We start from the raw sequence: 20,864 nt of genomic DNA on the forward strand, positions 1-20,864 counted from the left end.
CTTGGTGGGGCTTGCAATGATCGCTACCCCTCGCGCCTGATCGCCTCGTCCTTCATCCGTTGAACCCGCTCCAAAACGGATTCATTGCTCATCCTGTTGTTCAGCCGTTCCACCAACAGTGGAAAGGCCAATGGACTGGGCCGCGGAGTTTCAACGTGCAGCCATTCCTGGCTTGCAGCGCGCTCCAAGGCCGCCTCCAGGCGTGAGATCTCCAACTGGTCATCGAGAACCTCCTGCTGCGCCTGCAGCAGCAAGCGGTTGTTCGGCTCATGGCGGCTGAACACATCGAACAGCAGCGATGCACTGATCTGAAGCTGACCGGTGCTTTTGCTCGATCCCGGGAATCCCCGGTTCATCAGGCCTGCGATCTGGGCGATGGCGCGGAAGCGTCGCCGTTGCAGCTCGGAAAGATTCAGTGCGTTCTTCAGATCCCGCTCCAGCTTTTGGCGATCGAGCAGCAGATCGATGTGGTCTTCCAGCAACTCCGCCATGGGGTAGCTCTTCGGTGCCAACAGCTCAAAGCCGTAGTCGTTCACCGACACCGTGATCGTGCCCCGCTCCAGGCGGGTGAGCCGCGATGCCCAGAGGAAGCCGATGCCCTCATGCACGAACCGCCCTTCAAAGGGGAAGGCATACAGGTGTGTGCCTTCCCGGGTGCGACAGGTCTCAATCAACAGCTGCCCCACTGACGGCAACACCGAGATGTCCTGTTGTCGATCAAACAGGGGCTTCAGAGCCTGAAGTTCAGCGTTGTCGAGATCACCACGGCTGGCGCGGTCCACCTCCAGACGCAGGTGATGGGTCAGCAGATCGGAGAGAGCCATCTGCCCCCCAGCCCAGGCAGGCACCGTGCGCGTTTTCTTGGTGCTCACCTTCACGTAGGCGGTCATGTCGCGCAGCCGCACGAATTCCAGCTGGCGGCCGGAGAAGAAGAACACATCCTTCGGCTTCAGCTGGCTGATGAAGGTCTCCTCTACATGGCCGAGCACGGCACCACGCACAAAGCGCACGGTGATCGCTGGTGCGGCCGTGATCGTTCCAACGTTGAGACGGTGCAGCCGGGCGATGGCCTTCTCGCGAACCCGGTAGCGCTGGCTTGTCTCCTCCCACTCGAGCTTGCGGTAGCGGGGGTAGGCACCGAGGCACTCTCCGCCCTGCTCCAGAAACAGCATGCACCAGTCCCAATCCTCCTGGCTCAGCTCGGCATAGGCCGCACAGCTGCGCACGGCCTGCAAGGTCTGCTCCGGATGGAAGCCAGGGCCGCAGGCCAACCCCGTGAGGTGCTGCAGCAGCACATCCAGAGGGGCTTTCGGCGGCTTGCGTTGTTCCACCAGCCCCTCCGCCAGTCCCCGACGCACAGCACTGAGTTCGAGCAGTTCAAGCGCATTGGTGGGCATGAACAGCACCTGGGATGTTCCGCCGGGCAAGTGCGCTGACCGCCCCGCCCGCTGCAGCAGTCGCGCCAGATTCTTCGGGCTTCCGATCTGCACCACCTGTTCCACGGGTTGGAAGTCCACCCCGAGGTCCAGGGAGCTGGTGCAGACCACCCAACGAATGCCGCCGGCCTTCACGGAGACTTCGATCGCTTCCCGCTCGCTGCGATCAATGGCGCTGTGGTGCAGGGCCAATCCCTCTTCCATTTCCGGGCAGGCGAAGCGCAGACACTGGTGCCAACGCTCCGACTGATTGCGGGTGTTGGTGAACAGCAAGGTGCTGATGCCGGGATTGAGGCGGGCCACCAGCTCCTCGTACATCCGCAACCCGAGGTGTCCGGCCCAGGGGAAGCCATCGATCGTCTCCGGAAGGATGCTCTGAATCTCCGTGCTGCGGGCAGGAGCGCCCCCGATCAGCTGTGGCTCACTTGCTGTCCCCAGGGCATGGCGTGCTGCCTGCTCGAGGTTGCCGATGGTGGCACTAATGGCCCAGGTCTGGAGCTGGGGGCGCAGCTGGCGCAACCAGCTCAGGCACAGCTCCGTCTGGCTGCCCCGTTTGCTGCCCATCAACTCGTGCCATTCATCGAGGATCACCGTTTCGAGTTGGCCAAACAGCTCTTCGGCCTTGGCGTTGCTCAGCAGCAGGGCGAGGGACTCCGGAGTCGTTACCAGAATCTGTGGTGGTGCCTTGAGCTGTTTGGTGCGTTCGCTGCTGCTGCTGTCGCCATTGCGGATGCCCACCCGAATCGGCCAGCCCATCGCCTCGATCGGTTCGCGGATCGCCAGCGACAAGTCGCGGCTGAGGGCCCGCAAGGGCGTGATGTAGAGCAGTCGCATTCCCTTCAACGTCTGCTCCTCCGCCAACATCCGCGCGATCGGTCCCATCACGGCGGCGAAGGTTTTGCCAGACCCTGTGGGCACTTGGATCAAGCCATTCCGCCCTGCCAGATAGGCGCTCCAGGTCTCCTGCTGAAACGGCAGCGGTGTCCAGTTCCTTTGCGCGAACCAGTCATGAATCGGCTCCAAGCGAGGGTCGTCGGTTGATGGTTTGGCCTTGGCCTTGGCCTTCGCTTTTGCCTTCTTTTCTGAAGCTGCCATCAGCGGTTCTCGATCAATGCCATCGCGGTCTGGAGTGAATCCGCTTCATCGGCGGGTTTGTCGCGTCGCCAGCGCAGGATCCGCGGGAAACGCACGGCGATGCCGGATTTATGGCGTTTTGAGGGGTTGATGCCCTCAAAGCCGATTTCAAACACCAGCTCGGTTTTCAGGGACCGTGCCGGTCCGAAGCGCTGCAGGGTGTTGCGTCGGATCCAGCGGTCCAGCTCGAGGATTTCGGCATCGTTGAGGCCGGAATAGGCCTTGGCGAAGGTCACCAACTCCGGCTCTTCAGCGTTGGTCCAGAGGCCGAAGGTGTAGTCGGTGAAGAGGTTGGCGCGACGCCCACTGCCGGCCTGGGCATAGAGGAGCACCGCATCGAGGGTCATCGGCTCCAGCTTGTGTTTCCACCAGTTGCCGCGTTTGCGGCCGCTCAGGTAGGGCGATTCCGCCTGTTTGATCATCAGCCCTTCGGCGTTGTGCTGACGGGCCTGGTTGCGCTGTGTCTCCAGTTCTTCCCAGGAGTCGATCGACCAGGACGGGCTCTGCTTCAGCCGCCACGATTCGGGATGCTCGATGCTGCCCAGCAGCGCAGCCAGCTGCTGCTGTCGCTGCCGTAATCCCTGCTGGCGGATGTCCACGCCCTGATGTTCCAGCAGGTCGTAGGCGATGAACCGCATCGGGCAATCCCGTTTCAACGTTGCTCCAACGCTTTTGCGGCCCAGCCGTCGTTGCAGCTGATCAAAGCCAAGCGGCGCGGCGGCGTCCTGTTGCCAGCAGATCAGCTCGCCGTCCAGAACGCTGCCGGATGGCAAGGCCTTGGCAACCTCCAAAAGCTCAGGGAAGCTCTCGTTGACCAGCTCTTCTCCACGGCTCCAGAGGTAGACGCCGGAGCCGCGATGAATCAGCTGACCGCGGATTCCATCCCATTTCCACTCCAGTTGCCAATCGCTCGCCGATGTCTCCAGCAGTCGGTCGGGTTCCAGGGGACTGGCGAGATAGAAGGGGTAGGGGGTGCCGCTGGAACGGTGTTCATCCGCCGTTGCGCAGGCGGTGAGTTGCCTGAAGCGCTCTGCGGAGGGCTCAAAGCCGCCCATCAGCCGTTGCACCACAAGGCTTTCTTCGAGATCAAACGCTTCGGCGATGGCCCGGCTGATCAGGCCTGTCGACACGCCGACACGGAATCCCCCCGTGAGCAACTTGTTGACAATGAAGTGCTGGTCGGGCGGGGTTCGGTGCCAGAGCCAGATCACCACATTGGCCTGATCGTCGTCGCTTCTGGTGCTGATGGCCGGCAGCAGAGTGTCCATCCACCAGCTCAGGGGCATGTCTCCATCACCGCTGGGCAGATCCGGATCGCTTGCTTCGACGCGCTCTTGCACGGCGGGCCAGAGCAGGCTGATGGTTTCAGCTGAGTCGCCCACCTGGCCATAGCAGTCGTCGATCAGCCAATCCGGAAGACCACCGCGGTCCCGCAGGATGTCGCGGAGTCGGCGACCGGTGATCAGGCGCCTGCGGCGCTTGCCCAGCAGCAGCATCAACGCCCAGGCCGCCTCCCCTGGTTCGACCCCCTGAAAGTGATCCACCAGCGCTTGCACCTTGGCCTTGGTGCCCGTGACCTGATCCAACTGATTGAACAGGTTCTGAAAGGCACGCATGCGCGCTGGAACGGGATGGATGGAAAGCCCCGCCATCCTGACAAGACATTTTGTGAGCAGTGCTGGAAATCCGGCAGAGACCTGTGTTGATCTGAGCCACAGATTCCTGAATCAGCCGGATGGCACTCCTCTGGGACAACCTCGCGCAACAACTCAGCAGCGTGCGCGCTACCGCCTCAGCCACGGCCGTCGTCACCCCCGTGGCCGTCTCCGGCACATCGGATGATCCATCCGACCGTCGTCGTCGTCTTCAGAAGGCGCTCGAGGCCGTGAAAGACAGCGGCAACGCCATGATGATCGAATCGCTCACAGCCGCGATCGAAGGTCGCGAAGCAAACCTCAACCTCCCCGAGCTGCCGGACGGCATCGCCAAGTTCTAGTCCGACTCCCCTTCGAACAGGGTGTCCAGCGGCTCTGCATCCACACCCTCCACCTCCCGCAGGTAACGGGCCAGAACGTCACTCTGTCCATGGGTGACGTACACCTTGCGGGCGCCGCTGTCGCGAACGGTCTGGATCAGTCCAGGCCAGTCGGCATGATCACTGAGCACGAATCCCCGCTCGTAGCCCCGCCGTCGACGGGCTCCGCGCACGGCCATCCAGCCGGAGGCAAAGGCGGTTTGGGGTGACTTGAAGCGGCGCATCCAGCTGGAGCGATGGGCCGACGGTGGCGCCAGGATCAACCGCCCTTCGAGCGGATCCTTTCGGGGCAGTTCGCTGACGGGACGACTGGGGGTCATCGGAACCCCTGCCTCGCGGTAATGACGGGTCACGGTTTCAACGGCGCCGTGCAGCAGCACCTCCTCCTCCACGCCGATGGCCTTCAGTTCAGCCAGCAAGCGTTGGGCTTTGCCGAAGGCATAGCAGAACAGCAGGGATGGCCTGCTGCGATCACGGCTCCACCAGGCATGGATCTCCTTGGCCACCTGGTCACCGCTTTGCCAGCGATAGATCGGCATTCCGAAGGTGGCTTCGGTGATCAACACATCGCAGCGCACCGGTTCAAAGGGTTCGCAGCTGGGGTCGTCATCCCGTTTGTAATCACCACTGACCACCCACACCTCACCCTCTGATTCCAGACGGATCTGCGCCGAACCGAGCACGTGTCCGGCACTGTGAAACGACACCTTGCATTGCCCCAGCCAGTGTTCTTCGCCGTAGGCCACTGGGTGAAGGGTGATGTCCTTGCCGAGCCTCTGGCGCAGCACCCCTTCACTGGAGGCCACGGCCCAGTACTCCCCGCATCCGGGGCGGGCGTGGTCGGCATGGGCGTGGGTGATCAGGGCCCGGGGAACCGGACTCCATGGGTCGACCCAGGCCTTCGCGGCACGGCAATACAACCCCTCCGGTGTGCGTTCGATCAAGCTCAACCGCCGATCGCTGCAGACAGTCTGAAAGGCCCATACCTTGAGCGCGTTCGACCCGCTTGCGATGAAGCTGCTCGCTGCCGCTCTGTTTGTTTCAGCCCTGGCTGTGCCCAGTTCCGCTTTGGCTCAGAAAAAGATTCCCAAGGCCCAAGGCCACAACCAATGCCCCTGGGTTACGTCAACACCCTGGGCACCACCTGTGTGTCTCCGATCTATTACGAGATGAAGCCCACCAACGGTGAAGCCTGCCCCTCCGGCTGGATGAATGTTGGCGCTGGCTATTGCCGTAAGAAGTAATCAATTCAGTGGCTCAGGCCTCAGGCCACTCCAGCGCTCCAGGGTGTTGATTGATTGAACACCCTGGAGCCGCGTTGATCCCGGCCGTGTCCAGGTGGGGATGGATCGAATGTTTTCATCCCTGCACTGCCTGAGCTGGTTGGGGTACTTGTCGGGCAGACCGCATTCCACGTAGTTCAGGTTGGCTCCGGCCTGTTTGCCGAAGAGCTTCATCTGTTCTTTGCAGGCGGGGCACCAATGGGCTCCAAAAAACCTGGCGCCCACTGTGTTGAGTTGCTCGGCCAACTTAATTGTTTGTTCTGTGGACTCCGTTGCGGGTTCAGGAATCGGTTGGTTCCACGGTTGTGCAGTCGCTGCGGTGCACAACGTCCCCGCCATCGCTGCCATCAAGGTCAGAACCCTGATGCCCTGGGGCTGGATGACGCTGGCCATGAATCGCAGGGGCTGGATTGTCGAAAATTTATTCGCGTACCGCGTCGTTCTTTGATCTGTTGGCGCGTCACCGGCTCATTTCGAGCATGCGCTGCATGGGTTTCATGGCTTTCAGACGCATCGATTCATCCATCTCGATCGCAGGCGTGAGGGTCTCCAGGCATGCCTTCAGTTTTTCAAGGGTGTTGAGCCGCATGTAGGGGCAGGCATTGCAGCTGCATCCATCGATTCCTGGAACGTCGAGCAGGGTTTTTTCAGGAACCCGTTGCTGCATCTGATGCAGGATCCCCGGTTCCGTCAGAACGATGAAGCTGTTGCAGGAGCTTTGTTCGGCGTAATTCAACAGCTTGCTGGTGGATCCAATGAAATCCGCCAGGTCCAGCAGATTCTGCTGGCACTCGGGGTGGGCGATCACTTCAGCCCCGGGATGTTCGTGCTTGAGGGCCAGCACGGCTTCTTCGCTGAAGGTCTCGTGAACGATGCAGCGTCCCGGCCAGAGGGTCAGCTCGCGACCGCTCTGTTGCTGAACCCAGCGCCCCAGGTTCTGATCGGGGGCGAACAGCACGGGCTGATCGGCAGGCAGCTGATTCACCAGATCAACGGCATTGCTGCTGGTGCAGATCAGATCGCTTTGCGCCTTCACTGCGGCCGTGCAGTTGATGTAGCTCACCACGAAGTGGTCGGGGTGCTCTGCCCGGAAGCGGGCGAACTCATCGGCGGGGCAGTCGTCCGCCAGGGAGCATCCGGCTTCTAGATCCGGCAGCACCACCGTCTTTTCCGGGCTGAGAATCTTGGCGGTCTCAGCCATGAAGTGCACGCCGCAGAACACGATCACGTCTGCATCGGTGCTGGCGGCCTTGCGCGACAGCTCCAGGGAGTCACCAACGAAATCGGCGATGTCCTGAATCTCCGGCTCCTGGTAGTAGTGAGCCAGGATCACGGCATTGCGGTCCTGGCGAAGCCGGTTGATCGCCGCAACAAGGGCGGTGTCAGCGCTCATCAGGACCGGTTCGGGGCAGGATGGCCACAGCCTAGGCATTCGCTCTGAAGCACCTGCGACTTGCCATTGCCGGTGATCTGCACGGCGCCTGGGGCGACGCGGATGAGCAGCTGCTGCAGCGGCTCAAGCCCGACGCTGTTCTTTTCGTTGGTGATCTTGCTGATGGGGATCTGCGTCTGACGCGCCGGATCACGCGGCTTCCCTTCCCCGTGGCCGTGATCCTGGGGAACCACGACCGCGGGCGTGATCGCAGTGGCGGCATCCTCGAGCAACAACGCGCTGTGCTCGGCGATCTCCATTGCGCTTGGCGCTCAATTCAATGGCCGGAGCTCCCGTTGACGATTGTGGGTGCGCGTCCATGCAGTGCTGGTGGAGGTTTTCAGCTATCGAAAGCGGTGGAGGCGGTGTACGGCCCGGTGTCGCTTGAGGCTTCAGCCGAGCGGATTGTGCAGGCCGCCGCTGATGTACCCGCTGATCAGCCCCTGATCGTCATGGCCCACTGCGGTCCCTCAGGCTTGGGATCCGAGGCCGCCAGTCCCTGCGGACGCGACTGGAAGACGCCGGCAGTGGACTGGGGGGATCAGGATCTGGCCCTTGCTCTGGACCGCATGGCCAAAGACCGACCTGCCGATCTGGTGATCTTTGGCCACATGCACCATGCCCTCAAGCGCGGCTCTGGTTTCCGCCAGACCCTGTTGCGTCATCGCCATGGAACGGCGCTGATCAATGCCGCCTGTGTGCCCCGTTCAGGTGTGGATGGGCAAGGTCGAACGCTGCTGCATCTCTCCTGGGCTGAATTCCAGGGGGCCCGCCTCACGCAGCTCGCCCATCGCTGGTACACCCCAGAAGCTGAGTTGATCCATCAGGAGCAGTTGCCGATCGATGCTCCATTGCCGTGCTGATCTATTTCTGCAGCAGCAGCCATGGCTTCGGCCATGCGGCTCGCGATGCTGCGGTGCTCCAGCAACTGCGCCGCCTGCGTCCTGAATGGACCTTGGTAATGAGCTCGGGTCTGCCCTCCCCCGTACTCAACCTGCTGTTGGGGGATGCAGCGATTGAGCAGCGGTCTTGTCAATGGGATGTGGGCATGGTGCAGGCCGACGCGCTCGGTGTGGATTGCGCCGCCACCCTCAGGGCCCTGGATGAGCTGGAGCAACGGCTGCCGGCCCTGATCGAGGCTGAGGCTCTCTGGCTTGCGTCGCAAGGGCAGCCGGTGTTGATCATCGGGGACATTCCCCCGGCCGCAGCCGCCCTGGCCCAGCGCCTCGATGCACCTCTGGTGTGGATGAGCAATTTCGGGTGGGATGACATCTATCGCCCCTTGGGCTCAGCCTTCCAACGCTGGCTCGATGCTGCCGCTGAGGCCTACCGCTGCGGTGATCTGTTGCTGCGCTGCCCGTTTGACCTCGCCATGCATTGGGGGTTGCCTGAACAGAAGCTCGGTTTGGTTTGCGCCAGCCCGCGGCCCATTCCGGCGGATCTTGAGGCTTGCCTTGATGCCCAGGATGCTCCCCTGGTGTTGGTGGGGTTTGGAGGCCTGGGCTTGTCCCTTTCGCGGGATCTGTTTCAGCTCTGGCCCAACCACCATTTCCTGCTTCCGGCGTCAGCAGATGCCTCGCACGCGCCTGAGTTGGCGGTGCTCCCCAACCTCACGTTTCTGCCGGATGGGCTACGCCCCGTCGATGTGCTCGGCCGTTGCTCCCGTTTTCTGGGCAAGCCGGGTTTCAGCAGCTTCTGCGAGGCGATGGCCCAAGGGGTTGGGATGCACGTGGTGGAGCGCAGCGGATTTGCCGAAGCTTCGGCGCTGATGGATGGTTTGCGTCGCCACGGCCAGCACCGCTGCCTCAGCCGTCAGGAGCTGGACACCGGCGCATGGCAGCTGGACCAGCCGTTGCTGGCGCCAAGCGAAGCCCCTCTTTCTGCATCAGGGGCTGAAGAAGCCGCTCTGGCACTGGTGGGTTGGGTTGCAAGGCGTTTTTAATTTTTGGTCTTTTTCATCACCTTTTTGAGCTGATTTGTCTGCCTGTTAGTGGTTTGGCCGATTACTTGACTGGCATATATACCTATTGATTTGAGCTTTTAATTCGAGAAAGTCATTGCGTGTGGAAATTTTTCCGCTCGAGCATTTCATCCGCTTCTGATCTGCTCATCGCCCTCTTGCGAGGGCATGCTCCTTGAACGCTCTTTATGGCTATCTCTGCATTCATCGGTCGTCAGACGCTTCATGCGGCCGTGATCGTCGGAGTTCTGCCTGCCCTCAGTTCACTTTTTCCTGTCCAGGCGAGCCTGCTCCCCCCCGCTTCTCGGGCGCAGCTGATCCATACCTCTGACTTCCAGCCCAGCCGGGCCATTCCCTATGTGATTACGCCCGAACGTCGGGCGATGCTCAACACGATCCGTTTTGCGGAAGGCACCTGGAAAGGTGGACTGGATGTGGGCTATTGGGTGATGTTCGGCGGTGGCTTGATGCCTTCGCTCGACCGGCATCCCAACCGAGTGATCTACAGCTCCCGCTACGCCAGTGCAGCTGCGGGGGCTTACCAGTTCATGCCCTTCACCTGGAATCTGGTTCAGCGCAGCATCGGCGTGCGCGGTTTCGGCCCTGAGGCTCAAGACCAGGGCGCGTTGTTTCTGATTCAGCGTCGCAAAGCCCTGGGTCTGACCGACACCGGCGTTCTCAGCCCGCTGCTCGCCGCCATGCTGGCTCCGGAATGGGCGTCGTTTCCAACCCTCGCCGGTCGCAGCTACTACGGCCAACCCGTCAAGAAATACGCACGACTGCGTTCTTTCTATGACGTGAACCTCGCGGAGTTGCGGCGTCTGCGTGACGTCAAGCGCCAGGCGCTCGTCACTCCCCCTCCGGCTCTTTGCACCGGGTCACGCATTAAATGCGCCACCCGGCTCTGACGGCATTCACGTTTCTCGACCTTCCTCAGCCTTCGGCGTCGTTCTGAAGCTTTCGACCAACCGTGGCCTGGGCGATCAGATAAGCGGCGATGCCTCCCGCCAGGAAGCCGACTCCATTGCGCAGCAGGGGCATCACTTCAGACGTGCGTGTGATCACAGGGGCAACGCCGAAGACGCCGAACAGCATCACCCACAGCGGTGAGAGCAGCAGCAACCAGGCCCAGGCGATGGTTTCGCCCTCCTTGCGGGGATAAGCCGCAAAGCCAGCAATCAAACCGCCAAAGATTGAGGTGGTCAGCGTCCAAAGCCACTGTTCCTGGGGAAGGCCAGGAACCACCTGACAGCCACCACGGTCCAGACAGATTTCCACCGCATTGAGGGCATCCAGCACGGCTCCGTCTTCGCCGTGATCCTTCACGTAGTACTGGTTGCCGTAGCGGGTCTGCAGCTCCACCCAGTAGGTCCGGGGCATCATCGCGAAGTAGGCATCGCCAACGTTGAAGTTCAGTAGGTTCCCGCCGCGGGGGTCGGCCACCAGCAGCAGGCTGCTTTCATCCAGGCCCCAGAACTCGCGAATGGCCAGACCTGGCGTGCGTTCGTACTGGGTCAACACCCGCATCTTCCAGCCGGTGCGTTCCTCCACATCCGCCAGGGATGCTTCCAGCTGGGCCCGCTGGGTATCACTGAACACCTTGGCGAGGTCGATCACCGGGGTGGGGTGATCCGGCAGCAGCTCCGGGTTGTCGTAGGCCTCAGCCGGGGTCACCAGAACACCCAGGCTGACCAGAGCCACCACGACGAGGCTCCACATATGTCGGATGTGATGTGTTCCCATGGAACTGCTGCAGCGACCGGCATTCTCTCCAATGGAACCGATCGCTGCGTCCTGTCCCGACTGGTTGGCAACGCATCTGCATCAGGCGGGGGGTGCCGTTCCGTTTTCCCAGTTCATGGATCTGGCTCTGAATGAGCCGGAGCACGGGTATTACGGCTCAGGCCGTGCACGCATCGGAGCCCAGGGTGATTTCGTCACCTCCCCCTCGCTGGGCAGTGATTTCGCAGCCCTTCTGGCTCCTCAGATCCTGGCTTGGCTGACGTCGATGTCCCGAAGTGATCCGGATCAACGCCTGTCGATCGTGGAAATCGGACCTGGCGAAGGCCATCTGGCCCGGGATCTCGTTGCTGCGTTGCGTGGTGCTGATCCAGAGCTGTTGGCTCGGATCGAATTGGTGTTGGTGGAGGCCAATCCCGGCATGCGACGGCGGCAACAGGCTCTGCTGGAAGAGGCAGACCATCTGCCGCTGCGCTGGTGTTCCCTGGAGGAGTTGGGCAGCGCTCCGGTTCATGGGGTGGTGATCGCCCATGAGTTGCTGGATGCCCTCCCGGTGGAGCGCTTGATCTGGCGGCAGGGATCCCTCCAGCAGCAGTGGGTGGAGCTCAACCCAAACGGTGGTTTGCGAACGACGCATCGGCCTCTCCCCGATGGTTTGCAGCAGGAGATCAGGCGTGTATGCAGCCAAGGCGGCATTCAGTTGCCGCCCCCCGATGCCGAAGAGGGGTGGACCACGGAGTGGAACAGTGCACTGCCCGACTGGTTTGCTGCTGCTGCGGCCGCCGTGGATGCGGGCGTGCTGCTGGTGATTGATTACGCCCTGGAGGCCCAGCGTTATTTCACAGCCCGGCGTTCCGACGGCACGTTGATGGCTGTCTGTGCTCAGCAGGCGGGCCTGTCGCCCTTGGATCAGCCCGGCGAGCAGGACCTTACGGCCCACCTCTGCATCGAGCTTGTGGATGAGGCGGCTCAGCGAAACGGCTGGATGGTGGGTGATCAGGCGAAGCAGGGCGAGGCCCTGCTGGCCTTGGGGCTTGCAGAGCGTCTGCATGGGCTGCAGCAACTACCGGGCCAACAGCTGGCAGAAGCCCTGCAACGGCGTGAAGCCCTGCTTCGCCTGGTGGACCCCGCGGGGCTCGGTGCGTTCCGCTGGCTCACCTACCGGCGCGGATTGCCTGAAGACGGCTTCAGCCTTTCAGGCGCTCAAGGCAGCTGAGGATCTCGTCGCGACTGACGTCATCGCGAATCTCAACGGTTCCGATGCTGGTGGGCATCACGAAGCGCAGGCGACCGTCGCGCACCTTTTTGTCCCCCTGCAAGCTGTCCAGAACCGCATCGGCGGCGAGATCGGGCCAGGCGGTGGGCAGTCCAGCGCTGTCGATCAGTAGGCGTTGGCGCTCGGCGTCGTCGCGACTCCAGCTGCCCCGCAGCACGCCAAGTTCACCCACGGCCACCATGCCAATGGCGACCGCCTCGCCATGCAGCCAGGTGCCATAGCCGCAGAGGGTCTCCACCACATGGCCGAAGGTATGCCCGTAGTTGAGGATCGCGCGTAAGCCACCCTCCTTTTCATCGGCTGCCACCACCCGGGCCTTGGCCGCGGCCGATCGCTGCAGGATCGAGCTCAGGCGTTCCGATCCAAGCCCAGCGGGCGTGCTCGGGTCGGGGCAGGCCTCCAGTTCCTCGAACAGCGCCGTGTCACCGAGGATTCCGTATTTGATCACCTCAGCCATGCCGGCCCGGAACTCGCGTTCGGGCAGGGTGTTCAGGGTGGAGGGATCGATCAACACGAGCCGCGGCTGGTGAAAGGCGCCGATCAGGTTTTTGCCGCGGGGATGGTTGACCCCGGTCTTGCCACCGATTGACGCGTCCACCATGGCCAGCAGGGTTGTGGGCACCTGCACCACCTGGATGCCCCGCAGCCATGTGGCTGCCGCAAAGCCGGTCATGTCACCCACAACGCCGCCGCCGAGGGCCACCATCAAGGAGCTGCGTTCGAGCTTGGCGTTGTAAGCCGCATCGTGGATCTCCGCCACCGTGGCTGGTGTCTTCTGGGTTTCGCCGGCGTCAATCACCAACAACTCCACGCTGAAACCTGCCGCTCTGAGGCTGTTCAGGCAGGCGTCGCCATAGGGGCTGGCCACATCCGGATTGCTGACCACCAGCACACGCCGACCCGCCTGCACTCCAGCGTCCAGCATCTGCTGACCAAGCCTGGCCAGGCCGCCGTCTCCAATCACCACGTCGTAGGGGTTGCGCTCCAGCGCAACGCGGATGTGATGCAACGGGGTGATTGTGGTCATGAAACCGTTGGAACCCACCTACTCTCGCAACAGTGTCGCTGGTCCTGTGCGCGAAAGATCAGTGCGCAACTCCCTTTCGGCGTGGGCGTTCCTGTTGCCGGCTGTGGTGCTGATCAGTTTGTCGGTGCTGGTGCCGGCCCTGATGGCTCTAGTGATGAGTTTCACCGCCACGGGGCTGGATGTCAGTGAACCCCTGCGTTTTGTTGGTTTGGCCAACCTGGAGCGCCTGCTGTCGGATCCGATGGCGCGGCAGGTGCTGGTCACCACCTTCCTTTATCTGGTTGGTGTGGTGCCTCCCATCGTTCTGGGGGCGCTGGCGCTGGCGGTGCTGGTGAACCAGGGGCTGCCCGGTCGGTCTTTTCTGCGGGGCGCCTTTTACACCCCGGTACTGGTGTCGATCGTTGTTGCAGCCATCGCCTTTCGCTGGCTGTATGCCGAGAACGGACTGATCAATGGATGGTTGAGTGCCCTGCTCGGTGATGCCTTCAGCCCGATTGGTTTTCTCACCACGCCGCACCTGGCCCTGCCCGCCGTGATGTTGGTGACCCTCTGGAAGGGGCTTGGCTATTACATGGTGATTTTTCTGGCGGGTCTGCAGGGCATTCCCCAGGAGCTCTATGAGGCTGCGGAGCTGGATGGCAGCGAGGGCTGGAGAAAGCATCTCGACATCACCCTGCCCTTGATGAGTCCCTACGTGACCCTGGTCGCTGTGGTGTCGTCGATCGCGGCCACGAAGGTGTTCGAGGAAGTGTTCCTGATGACACAGGGAGGTCCTGCGGATGCCACCCGAACCATCGTTTATTACGTGTACGACCAGGCCTTTGCCGAATTGGAGATCAGCTACGCCTGCACCCTGGGCCTGGCGCTGTTCCTGTTGGTGTTGCTGTTCACCATGATCCGGTTGGCCTTTGCCGGCGATCGCCCCCTGATCTAACGCTGTCATCGACCCTGCAAACTGGCAAGCTGCGGACATCAGATCGGACACGATGATCGGCGTTGTTGGAGGTGGTCAGCTGGCACGGATGCTTGTGCAGGCCGCCGCGCAACGCGATGTTCCCATCGCTGTTCAAACGTCCGATGCAGCTGATCCCGCGGCTAGTTTGGCCTCGCGCCTCGTGGCAGCGGATCCCCGGGATGTGGCAGGAACCCGGGATCTGGTGGTGGGTTGTGACGGCATCACCTTCGAGAACGAGTGGGTCAATATCGATGCCCTTCTGCCGCTGGAGCAGCAGGGGGTTCGTTTCCAGCCCTCGCTGGCTGCGCTTTCGCCCCTGGTCGACAAGTTGTCCCAGCGCCAGCTGCTCGACGATCTGGCGATCCCGAGCCCGCCCTGGTGTCCGCTCAGTTTGATTTCACCGGCCCAGCCCGCGCTTCCTCAGGGCTGGACCTTTCCGGTGATGGCCAAGGCCTCCCGTGGTGGTTACGACGGCAAGGGCACGGTGGTGTTGCGCGACATCGAGGGCCTGGCGCAGTTGTTGCGGGCGGTCCCTGCCGACGACTGGCTGTTGGAATCCTGGGTGGACTACGAGCTGGAGTTGGCTCTCGTGGTCAGCCGCGATCAGCGCGGCCGGATCCGTCATTTTCCGCTGGTGCAAACCCACCAACATCAACAAGTCTGTGACTGGGTTCTGGCCCCTGCGCCCGTGGATCCTTCGGTGGCTGCGCTGGCTTACAACGTGGCGGCCTCTCTGATGACGAAGCTTGGCTATGTGGGGGTGCTGGCTTTGGAGTTCTTCTATGGGCCTGCTGGCCTGCAGGTGAATGAAATTGCTCCACGCACCCACAATTCCGGGCATTTCTCGATCGAGGCCTGCACCAGCAGTCAGTTCGATCAGCAGCTCTGCATCGCGGCTGGTCTTCCCGTGCCTGATCCCGAGCTCAAAAGCCGTGGTGCCTTGATGGTCAACCTGCTCGGCCTCGACCCCGAGCGTCATCCTCCTTTGGATCAGCGGCTTGAGGCCCTTGAGGCCGTGCCGGGGCTTCACCTGCACTGGTACGGCAAGTCGCCGGAAACACCGGGCCGCAAGTTGGGTCACGTGACGCTGCTGCTTGAGGGTGACACGCTCCTCAAGCGGCGCGATGAGGCTGAGTCAGCACTTGCCGCCATTCGCCGGATCTGGCCCCTCGAGAGCGAGAGTCAGGACTAGGGTTGGTAGCGAACTGCTGTGTTGGTGACGGCCTTTTTCTAGTGCTCTGATCTGACTCTCTTTCGACTTGGGGAGACTGTCGTGACGGTGACGTAGACCGGCCATGCAGCCGGAAACGAAACCCCACTTTGTCGCCCCTTCTGGTTCTTCCAGGTCGACCACTGGGGCTCGCACGGCATGGCGGTTCACCCCCTTCGCTTGATCAATGTGGTGGGTGCTTTGGACTTCGCCAAGCCATCACAAAACCAATATCTCCACCTTTCTGCGTCAATATTCTGAAAGTTTGTTTTTTGGACTTGGTTTACCAGATGACTTTTTCTCTTCTCTCTAGGTTCTGCCTTAAATCGTCTCAGCTTTGTTAATGGGGCAGGCCCCTCATCAGCCAAGACTCGATCACAAAAAACAGAAGAAAGAATGAGCCGATGCCGATCACCAGTAGTTTGCCATTCATGCTGAAATTTTCGCTTTTATTGCACTCTAGATACGTTCGTCTGGGTTGGAGTGGAGATTTTTGGTGGAGCTAGTTTTCGGAGTGGTTGAATTCCTTAAGGGCGTATTGGGCGAGGCATTTGTCTTTATCCGTGTCGGTCAGCGAGATGGTGGTCACGCTCTGATGCCAGTTTCGACGGTTGATCAATTCGTTGAATTCGGTCAAAGCGTCTTCGAGGTCGTCGAAACTGCCCATGCTCTCCATCGTTTGTTGCCCTTGTTTGACGGCAATTTCGAGGGGCATGGATCGATCGCTGCATCCGTCAAGGCTACCTCTGTGCTGTTGTGTAGTCGATGATGCTTACGGCTGTGTGAACAAAGCTTGTCAGCGCTTTTCCTGTCCTTAGCGTTTGTTTGGTTGCAGTGCTGAGATGCGTGATCCACGCCTGGACGAACTGATCCAAATGGAAACCTGGGATTGGTGGAAAGCTCAGGTCTTTTATCTGCGTGAAAAGAAAGATTATGCTGATGCGGAAGCGCTGTTCATGGAATTCAAGATTCCTGCATCTGACGCCAAGGATTGATGCCGCTCGTTGATGTCACTTGTTGATGCAACTGTGCATGGATTGAGGGAACCCATTTCGTTCTCCCATTGAGTTGATTGGCTGTCGGTGTTGTTGAGAATCACTTTTCCGCATCGCTTCATTGTTCATCCTTCCGTGCTGGTTTCTTACTTCTCATCTGTTTTCGGCCTGGTGGCAAGCGCACTGGTTGTGGGTTGTTTCGGCAGCCCCGCGGCTGACGCTGTCACCTTTTTGCCGGATGACGCTGAAATCGCATGCCGGGCCATCCTTCCCCAAAGTTTCCGCCGATCCGATTGGGCTGAACTCTGTTCCCGAGATCCCAGCGTTGCCGATGGTCATCCTGAGGCCTGTCGTGCTGCTGGATTTGAGTCAGGCAATCGCCTTCAGGGGCGGTGATGCAGGACGGCCTGTTCCAGGTCTGGCCGACTCATCGACGTCACCACAAAGACTTCCTGGGCTGATGTCCCCTTGCGGGCCACCAGCTTGTATCCCCCTGTGATCGGGGTGGACACCCGCAGCTGCAGTTCAGGACTGCGGCCACGCACCCGGCTGATCACGGCAGGGGTGATCGTCTGGATCTCCGTCTCGTGGGACAGGGCCTTCAGCCATGGGATCAAGCCATCCACATAGGTGCTGTGGGTGATGACGACCCGGCCCAAAGCTGAACGAAAACCCGAGAACTGGTGAAAGTTAGCCACTTTGGCTATGCCAGAGAGAGCGCTCTGGGGCTGTGATGCTGAAATCAGTAGACGCTCTCCGCCACGTGATCAGCGGACCGCTGCAGGATGCATGCGGCCCCCAGGCCCGCATGCTCACCGCTGAGGTGCACGGAACGGAGGTTCGGGGCCTGGCCTTGTGCCCTGGCCGGGTGGTGCGTTTTGTGATGGACGAGCAGCTGCAGCGTTTGCAGGTGGCTGATCTGCTGCGCCTCACCAAAGCCAGCCGTAAGCCGGCGGCCTGACTCAGCAGCGTTCCAGAGGGGCCATCGTTAAGCCCTCGGCCTGAAGCTGCTGGTGGTACAGCTCGGCCTGCTCCAGGGGGCCGCACCAAACTTCAGCCGCACCCTGACCATCAATCCTGTTGGCGAGGTTCCAGGCCTTGTCCTCACTCATGCCGGGAATGATCTTGCGCAGGCAATCCACCACGTGCTGGAAGGTGTTCACATCGTCGTCCAGAACGATCACGCGAGCCTGGGGGTAGCGCTGTGTTGTTCCCTGACGCTCCAGCACTGCTGATGAACCTGGGCTGGAGCTGGTCATGACAGATGCCTTCGGGCGGACGAAAAGGTGCTGAACCCTAGGTAGGATCCCGACAGTCAAGTGGTCAAGCGCATGTTGTTCACTCTGGGTTGGGCGTCCTTGGCCGCCATGTTCAGTTTCTCCATCGCCATGGTCGTCTGGGGACGCAATGGTGACGGCACCCTGAACTTCTGATCGAATCTGTGCTTCAAGACGCACCCCTTCTCAGCCAGACCCTGGCGGTCACGGCAGCTGTGCTTCTTGTCTTCGTCAGCGTTGCCGTGATCTATCTCTCAACGATCGAATGGAGAGACCGTCGACGCCGTCAAAGTTCAACCAAGTCATCCTCCTGATTCCGTCCGTCCGACGTCAAATTGGACTTTATCCCTGCACAGCCCTTCTCCTGGGGTTGTGCTTTTTTTTGCCCGCCCTGCTGCTGGGCACCTCCAGCCTGAGGACGCCTTCCCTGAATCGCCGTGGAACAGCAGAGCTGTTTGAGATCAGTCGGCGGGCACGGTTGGTTCAGAGTTTTGAGGCGGACCCCGCCGCACCGGTGCCGAAGCTCTGGCAGCAGCGGCTTGGTTCTTCGGAAGCTCCTGATCGCTGGGCACGTCATGGTCGCGGCACCTGGTGGCTGATCTGGCTGGACGACGGTGAACCCCTTCTGGCTCTTCCGTCCGCACCGCATTCGTCTGCTCTGGATCTGCTGTTCGCTGATGAACTGCACCGCAGCAGTTTTGATCAACTTCCGTCGCTGAAGCGATGGGAGCCCTCGGCTCTGGAACAACGCTGCTTACGGCTGCTGACCAGCGGATCGGCCGTTCAGTGGCAACCCTCAGGCTTGGCTTCGATCAGCGGTTCCCTTTTTCCCGCCTTGGCGAGCGTGTCGCATGGCTGTCTGGGTGTTGCGCTCCGGGGCGATCGTCTGATGGCTCAAGGGCCTGTGGCCTCCAGCCCCTTCGCGTCCCTGCAGGTACACCACCCGGAACGCCAAGCCAATTTCGTTCGCTTCGATCCGCCGTCGGCTCACCTGGAGCTCAACAGCGTTTCCCTGCAGCCGCTGCTGGGATCCTTGTTCAACAATTCACTATTCGCCCAACAACTCGACAGCCTCTATGGATTGCCGAAGCAGTTGCGCGACGTTCTGCTCAAGGCACCTGTCCTTGTGCGGTTGGATGCGCTGGAGGGTGGTCGTTTTCAGGCTGCGATTCAAGCCAGGTTGATGCTGGCTACTGGTGAAATCGACATGACCAAGCGAAGTCTTGATGCCGTTGCCACCGCCTTGTTGAAGCGCGGGTTTCAACGGGTTGAACGTCCCCTGTTGTCTCCCGATGGTCGGCCCTCAAACCATGCGGCCGTTGTTTGGTTGGATCCCCAGGGTCATCCGCAAGGTGGTTGGTCACTGGGTCCTGCACTCCGAGGTCAGGTGGAGTTGCTGCTGGCCCTGGGGGATGCCCCGAACCTCCGCAGCAATCCTCTGAAACGGATGGGCCAACAGCAGCTTCGCCTTCGCGCACGACCGCATCAATTGGCTCGGCTGGGTTGGCTCGGACCGGGCTGGCCGCGGGTGGTTGGCAAGGCACCTCAACTGGAGCTTGAGATGACGGCACTGCAGAAGCAGCAACAGCCCGGATGGCTTCGGCTTCAGCTGGACGTGCGTTGAGCCTGCTCTTCCAAGCGACGTTCCTTCTTGCGCTTCTCGGCAGCGATGGTCTCTTTCACCAGTTCAACGGCCTGATCCATCCGTTCACTGTTGGAGCCAAACAGCGTTAGATCCTTCTCAACGCGATCGGTGGGTAAACCGAGTCCCTCAGCAAGTTCCTTGCTCTGCTTGACGATGGCCTCGGTGTCCGTACCGGTGGCATCCGCTGTAGCCGCCTTGAGCAGGCTCATCAGTCCAACGGCCATCAAACGCGAGTAGTGGCTGCCCTCGTTGAGGCTGTGGGATGACAGCAAGCTTTTGAGGCTTTCGAGATCCTTCCCTTTGGCCTGGTCAACCAGCGAGGCGTTGGTTTTGCGCAGCTTCGCTGCGTCGAAGCCATTGCTGCTGCACAGAGCACTGAACAGTGCCTCGGTCTGCGCTTCAGGCCGATAGCCCTTGGTGAAGGTGTCGAACACTGTGCAGAGCCCAACGCTGAACAGCCCGTTGGCTTCAAACCGACTTTGATGGCTCAGTAGATGCAGCTCCACCAGCAGCTCATCAGCAAGGCGGCGGTACAGCGGCGCAATGACGTGGGGAAAGGCCTGATGAAACGCGCGTTTGCTGTCGGCGATGGTCTGACTTGCGGCCAACGTGCAGTCCAGGAATGAATGGCCGGAACCCTAGCGCCGCAGACATCGCCGTTAGGATTACGCGACCCTGCTGATGCTCAGATGATCCCCATTGTGATTGAGGAGTCCGGCCGGGGAGAAAGAGCCTTTGACATTTATTCCAGGCTTCTGCGCGAGCGAATCATCTTCCTTGGTGAGGCTGTCACGAGTGACTCCGCCAACCGGATCGTGGCCCAGATGTTGTTCCTCGAAGCTGAGGATCCCGAAAAAGATATCTACCTCTACATCAACTCTCCCGGCGGGTCGGTTTACGACGGCCTCGGCATCTTCGACACGATGCAGCACATCAAACCGGATGTGCACACGGTCTGTGTTGGCTTGGCCGCAAGCATGGGCGCTTTCCTGCTCTGTGCCGGTACCAAGGGCAAGCGCAGCAGCCTGCAGCACTCCCGGATCATGATTCACCAGCCCTTGGGTGGTGCCCAGGGCCAAGCCAGCGACATCCGCATTCAGGCGGACGAAATCCTTTTCCTCAAGGATCGCCTCAACAAGGAACTGTCCGATCGCACCGGCCAACCCCTTGATCGGATCCAGCAGGACACCGACCGTGACTTTTTCATGTCACCCACCGAAGCAGTGAACTACGGCTTGATTGATTCGGTGATCGACAAGCGTCCCGTTCAGGCTGTTGCTTGAAGAAGGGAAGCTCTAAAAACAACCGTCCCAGCAAGACCTGTCCGGTCTGCGAGCGGCCCTTTGAGTGGCGCAAAGCCTGGAGAAATTGCTGGGACGAGGTTGTGTATTGCTCCGAGCGTTGTCGACGACGCAAGAACAAATCCAATCCATAAAAAGCCCCCGTCTGAACAAGGCGG

General features: G+C 61.0%; 25 protein-coding genes, 1 other RNA gene and 1 pseudogene. 16 read left to right on the top strand and 11 right to left on the bottom strand.

The window, feature by feature from the left end; genetic code table 11:
- Positions 1 to 23: 23 nt before the first annotated feature.
- A complete protein-coding gene (locus DXY04_RS10100) occupies positions 24 to 2,531 on the bottom strand; it encodes a ligase-associated DNA damage response DEXH box helicase (RefSeq protein ID WP_115161960.1) in 2,508 nt (835 codons plus the stop codon).
- Positions 2,531 to 4,186, bottom strand: coding sequence for an ATP-dependent DNA ligase (locus tag DXY04_RS10105; RefSeq protein WP_115161961.1), 1,656 nt, complete (start codon positions 4,184 to 4,186; stop codon positions 2,531 to 2,533). Before DXY04_RS10105 ends, DXY04_RS10100 begins: the two co-directional genes overlap by 1 nt.
- 119 nt (positions 4,187 to 4,305) lie before the next feature.
- Here DXY04_RS10105 and DXY04_RS10110 point away from each other — a divergent pair, with 119 nt between their 5' ends.
- The gene (locus DXY04_RS10110) at positions 4,306 to 4,566 is read left to right on the top strand and encodes a hypothetical protein (RefSeq protein WP_115161962.1); all 261 of its coding nucleotides are present in this window, start codon (positions 4,306 to 4,308) and stop codon (positions 4,564 to 4,566) included.
- Here the strand turns inward: DXY04_RS10110 and DXY04_RS10115 are convergent.
- On the bottom strand, positions 4,563 to 5,549 hold the full coding sequence (locus DXY04_RS10115; protein WP_115162234.1) for a ligase-associated DNA damage response exonuclease: 987 nt from the start codon (positions 5,547 to 5,549) through the stop codon (positions 4,563 to 4,565). The two genes, DXY04_RS10110 and DXY04_RS10115, sit on opposite strands and share 4 nt — an antisense overlap.
- A 67-nt stretch (positions 5,550 to 5,616) precedes the next feature.
- Here DXY04_RS10115 and DXY04_RS10120 point away from each other — a divergent pair.
- Positions 5,617 to 5,849: pseudogene (locus DXY04_RS10120) on the top strand (hypothetical protein).
- On the opposite strand, the gene DXY04_RS10125 reads toward DXY04_RS10120, so the two are convergent.
- Positions 5,850 to 6,281 carry a hypothetical protein gene (locus DXY04_RS10125; protein ID WP_115161963.1) on the bottom strand — a complete coding sequence of 144 codons (432 nt, stop codon included), beginning with the start codon at positions 6,279 to 6,281 and terminating at the stop codon, positions 5,850 to 5,852.
- A 67-nt stretch (positions 6,282 to 6,348) separates the two neighbouring features.
- The gene (gene nadA, locus DXY04_RS10130) at positions 6,349 to 7,281 is read right to left on the bottom strand and encodes a quinolinate synthase NadA (protein ID WP_115132701.1); all 933 of its coding nucleotides are present in this window, start codon (positions 7,279 to 7,281) and stop codon (positions 6,349 to 6,351) included.
- A gap of 53 nt (positions 7,282 to 7,334) precedes the next feature.
- Between nadA and DXY04_RS10135 the strand changes: the two genes are divergently transcribed.
- From DXY04_RS10135 to DXY04_RS10145, 3 genes are all read left to right on the top strand, one after another.
- Positions 7,335 to 8,183 (top strand): TIGR04168 family protein, encoded by an 849-nt coding sequence (locus tag DXY04_RS10135; RefSeq protein ID WP_244278675.1) that lies wholly within the window; start codon positions 7,335 to 7,337, stop codon positions 8,181 to 8,183.
- Positions 8,177 to 9,262 carry a hypothetical protein gene (locus tag DXY04_RS10140; protein WP_115161965.1) on the top strand — a complete coding sequence of 362 codons (1,086 nt, stop codon included), beginning with the start codon at positions 8,177 to 8,179 and terminating at the stop codon, positions 9,260 to 9,262. Before DXY04_RS10135 ends, DXY04_RS10140 begins: the two co-directional genes overlap by 7 nt.
- Before the next feature lie 206 nt (positions 9,263 to 9,468).
- Complete coding sequence (locus DXY04_RS10145) at positions 9,469 to 10,188, top strand: glycoside hydrolase family 104 protein (protein WP_115161966.1); 720 nt, start codon at positions 9,469 to 9,471, stop codon at positions 10,186 to 10,188.
- A 25-nt stretch (positions 10,189 to 10,213) separates the two neighbouring features.
- Here the strand turns inward: DXY04_RS10145 and DXY04_RS10150 are convergent, their stop codons facing one another.
- Positions 10,214 to 11,023 carry a TPM domain-containing protein gene (locus DXY04_RS10150; RefSeq protein ID WP_115161967.1) on the bottom strand — a complete coding sequence of 270 codons (810 nt, stop codon included), beginning with the start codon at positions 11,021 to 11,023 and terminating at the stop codon, positions 10,214 to 10,216.
- Between DXY04_RS10150 and DXY04_RS10155 the strand changes: the two genes are divergently transcribed.
- Complete coding sequence (locus DXY04_RS10155) at positions 11,022 to 12,236, top strand: class I SAM-dependent methyltransferase (protein WP_115161968.1); 1,215 nt, start codon at positions 11,022 to 11,024, stop codon at positions 12,234 to 12,236. The genes DXY04_RS10150 and DXY04_RS10155 overlap by 2 nt on opposite strands.
- Here the strand turns inward: DXY04_RS10155 and aroB are convergent.
- The gene (aroB, locus tag DXY04_RS10160; RefSeq protein ID WP_115161969.1) at positions 12,208 to 13,323 is read right to left on the bottom strand and encodes a 3-dehydroquinate synthase; all 1,116 of its coding nucleotides are present in this window, start codon (positions 13,321 to 13,323) and stop codon (positions 12,208 to 12,210) included. The genes DXY04_RS10155 and aroB overlap by 29 nt on opposite strands.
- A 61-nt stretch (positions 13,324 to 13,384) precedes the next feature.
- Between aroB and DXY04_RS10165 the strand changes: the two genes are divergently transcribed.
- The 3 genes from DXY04_RS10165 (at position 13,385) to ssrS (ending at position 15,661) form a co-directional block, all read left to right on the top strand.
- Entirely contained in the window at positions 13,385 to 14,257 is an 873-nt protein-coding gene (locus DXY04_RS10165) for a carbohydrate ABC transporter permease (protein ID WP_170951403.1), read from the top strand.
- A 52-nt stretch (positions 14,258 to 14,309) separates the two neighbouring features.
- The gene (locus DXY04_RS10170) at positions 14,310 to 15,470 is read left to right on the top strand and encodes a 5-(carboxyamino)imidazole ribonucleotide synthase (RefSeq protein ID WP_115161971.1); all 1,161 of its coding nucleotides are present in this window, start codon (positions 14,310 to 14,312) and stop codon (positions 15,468 to 15,470) included.
- Positions 15,471 to 15,477: 7 nt separating this feature from the next.
- A non-coding RNA gene (ssrS, locus tag DXY04_RS10175) (6S RNA) lies at positions 15,478 to 15,661 on the top strand.
- Positions 15,662 to 15,990: 329 nt separating this feature from the next.
- Here ssrS and DXY04_RS10180 read toward each other — a convergent pair.
- On the bottom strand, positions 15,991 to 16,203 hold the full coding sequence (locus tag DXY04_RS10180; protein WP_115161972.1) for a hypothetical protein: 213 nt from the start codon (positions 16,201 to 16,203) through the stop codon (positions 15,991 to 15,993).
- Positions 16,204 to 16,330: 127 nt separating this feature from the next.
- Here DXY04_RS10180 and DXY04_RS12280 point away from each other — a divergent pair, with 127 nt between their 5' ends.
- Both DXY04_RS12280 and DXY04_RS12385 read left to right on the top strand, forming a co-directional pair.
- Entirely contained in the window at positions 16,331 to 16,483 is a 153-nt protein-coding gene (locus DXY04_RS12280) for a hypothetical protein (protein ID WP_170951404.1), read from the top strand.
- A 171-nt stretch (positions 16,484 to 16,654) separates the two neighbouring features.
- The gene (locus tag DXY04_RS12385; RefSeq protein WP_136975392.1) at positions 16,655 to 16,879 is read left to right on the top strand and encodes a hypothetical protein; all 225 of its coding nucleotides are present in this window, start codon (positions 16,655 to 16,657) and stop codon (positions 16,877 to 16,879) included.
- Here DXY04_RS12385 and DXY04_RS10190 read toward each other — a convergent pair.
- Positions 16,867 to 17,142: a DUF2103 domain-containing protein gene (locus tag DXY04_RS10190; protein WP_006851066.1), complete on the bottom strand. Its 276-nt coding sequence runs from the start codon at positions 17,140 to 17,142 to the stop codon at positions 16,867 to 16,869. The two genes, DXY04_RS12385 and DXY04_RS10190, sit on opposite strands and share 13 nt — an antisense overlap.
- Positions 17,143 to 17,216: 74 nt before the next feature.
- Between DXY04_RS10190 and DXY04_RS10195 the strand changes: the two genes are divergently transcribed.
- A complete protein-coding gene (locus DXY04_RS10195) occupies positions 17,217 to 17,444 on the top strand; it encodes a hypothetical protein (protein WP_114989264.1) in 228 nt (75 codons plus the stop codon).
- 1 nt (position 17,445) lies between these two features.
- Here the strand turns inward: DXY04_RS10195 and clpS are convergent, their stop codons facing one another.
- Positions 17,446 to 17,742, bottom strand: coding sequence for an ATP-dependent Clp protease adapter ClpS (gene clpS / locus DXY04_RS10200; RefSeq protein ID WP_115132689.1), 297 nt, complete (start codon positions 17,740 to 17,742; stop codon positions 17,446 to 17,448).
- A gap of 72 nt (positions 17,743 to 17,814) precedes the next feature.
- On the opposite strand from clpS, the gene petN reads away from it, so the two are divergent.
- On the top strand, positions 17,815 to 17,916 hold the full coding sequence (petN, locus tag DXY04_RS10205) for a cytochrome b6-f complex subunit PetN (RefSeq protein ID WP_011364412.1): 102 nt from the start codon (positions 17,815 to 17,817) through the stop codon (positions 17,914 to 17,916).
- A 226-nt stretch (positions 17,917 to 18,142) separates the two neighbouring features.
- Positions 18,143 to 19,384 (top strand): hypothetical protein, encoded by a 1,242-nt coding sequence (locus DXY04_RS10210; RefSeq protein ID WP_136975393.1) that lies wholly within the window; start codon positions 18,143 to 18,145, stop codon positions 19,382 to 19,384.
- Here DXY04_RS10210 and psb29 read toward each other — a convergent pair.
- Complete coding sequence (gene psb29, locus DXY04_RS10215) at positions 19,366 to 20,013, bottom strand: photosystem II biogenesis protein Psp29 (RefSeq protein ID WP_115161975.1); 648 nt, start codon at positions 20,011 to 20,013, stop codon at positions 19,366 to 19,368. The genes DXY04_RS10210 and psb29 overlap by 19 nt on opposite strands.
- A gap of 81 nt (positions 20,014 to 20,094) precedes the next feature.
- Here psb29 and clpP point away from each other — a divergent pair, with 81 nt between their 5' ends.
- Positions 20,095 to 20,688 carry an ATP-dependent Clp endopeptidase proteolytic subunit ClpP gene (gene clpP, locus DXY04_RS10220; RefSeq protein WP_114989260.1) on the top strand — a complete coding sequence of 198 codons (594 nt, stop codon included), beginning with the start codon at positions 20,095 to 20,097 and terminating at the stop codon, positions 20,686 to 20,688.
- Positions 20,685 to 20,840: a DUF2256 domain-containing protein gene (locus DXY04_RS10225; RefSeq protein ID WP_115161976.1), complete on the top strand. Its 156-nt coding sequence runs from the start codon at positions 20,685 to 20,687 to the stop codon at positions 20,838 to 20,840. The genes clpP and DXY04_RS10225 overlap by 4 nt, the downstream gene beginning before the upstream one ends.
- Positions 20,841 to 20,864: the final 24 nt, after the last annotated feature.

This window comes from Synechococcus sp. UW86 (genome assembly GCF_900474085.1).
Classification (GTDB): domain Bacteria; phylum Cyanobacteriota; class Cyanobacteriia; order PCC-6307; family Cyanobiaceae; genus Parasynechococcus.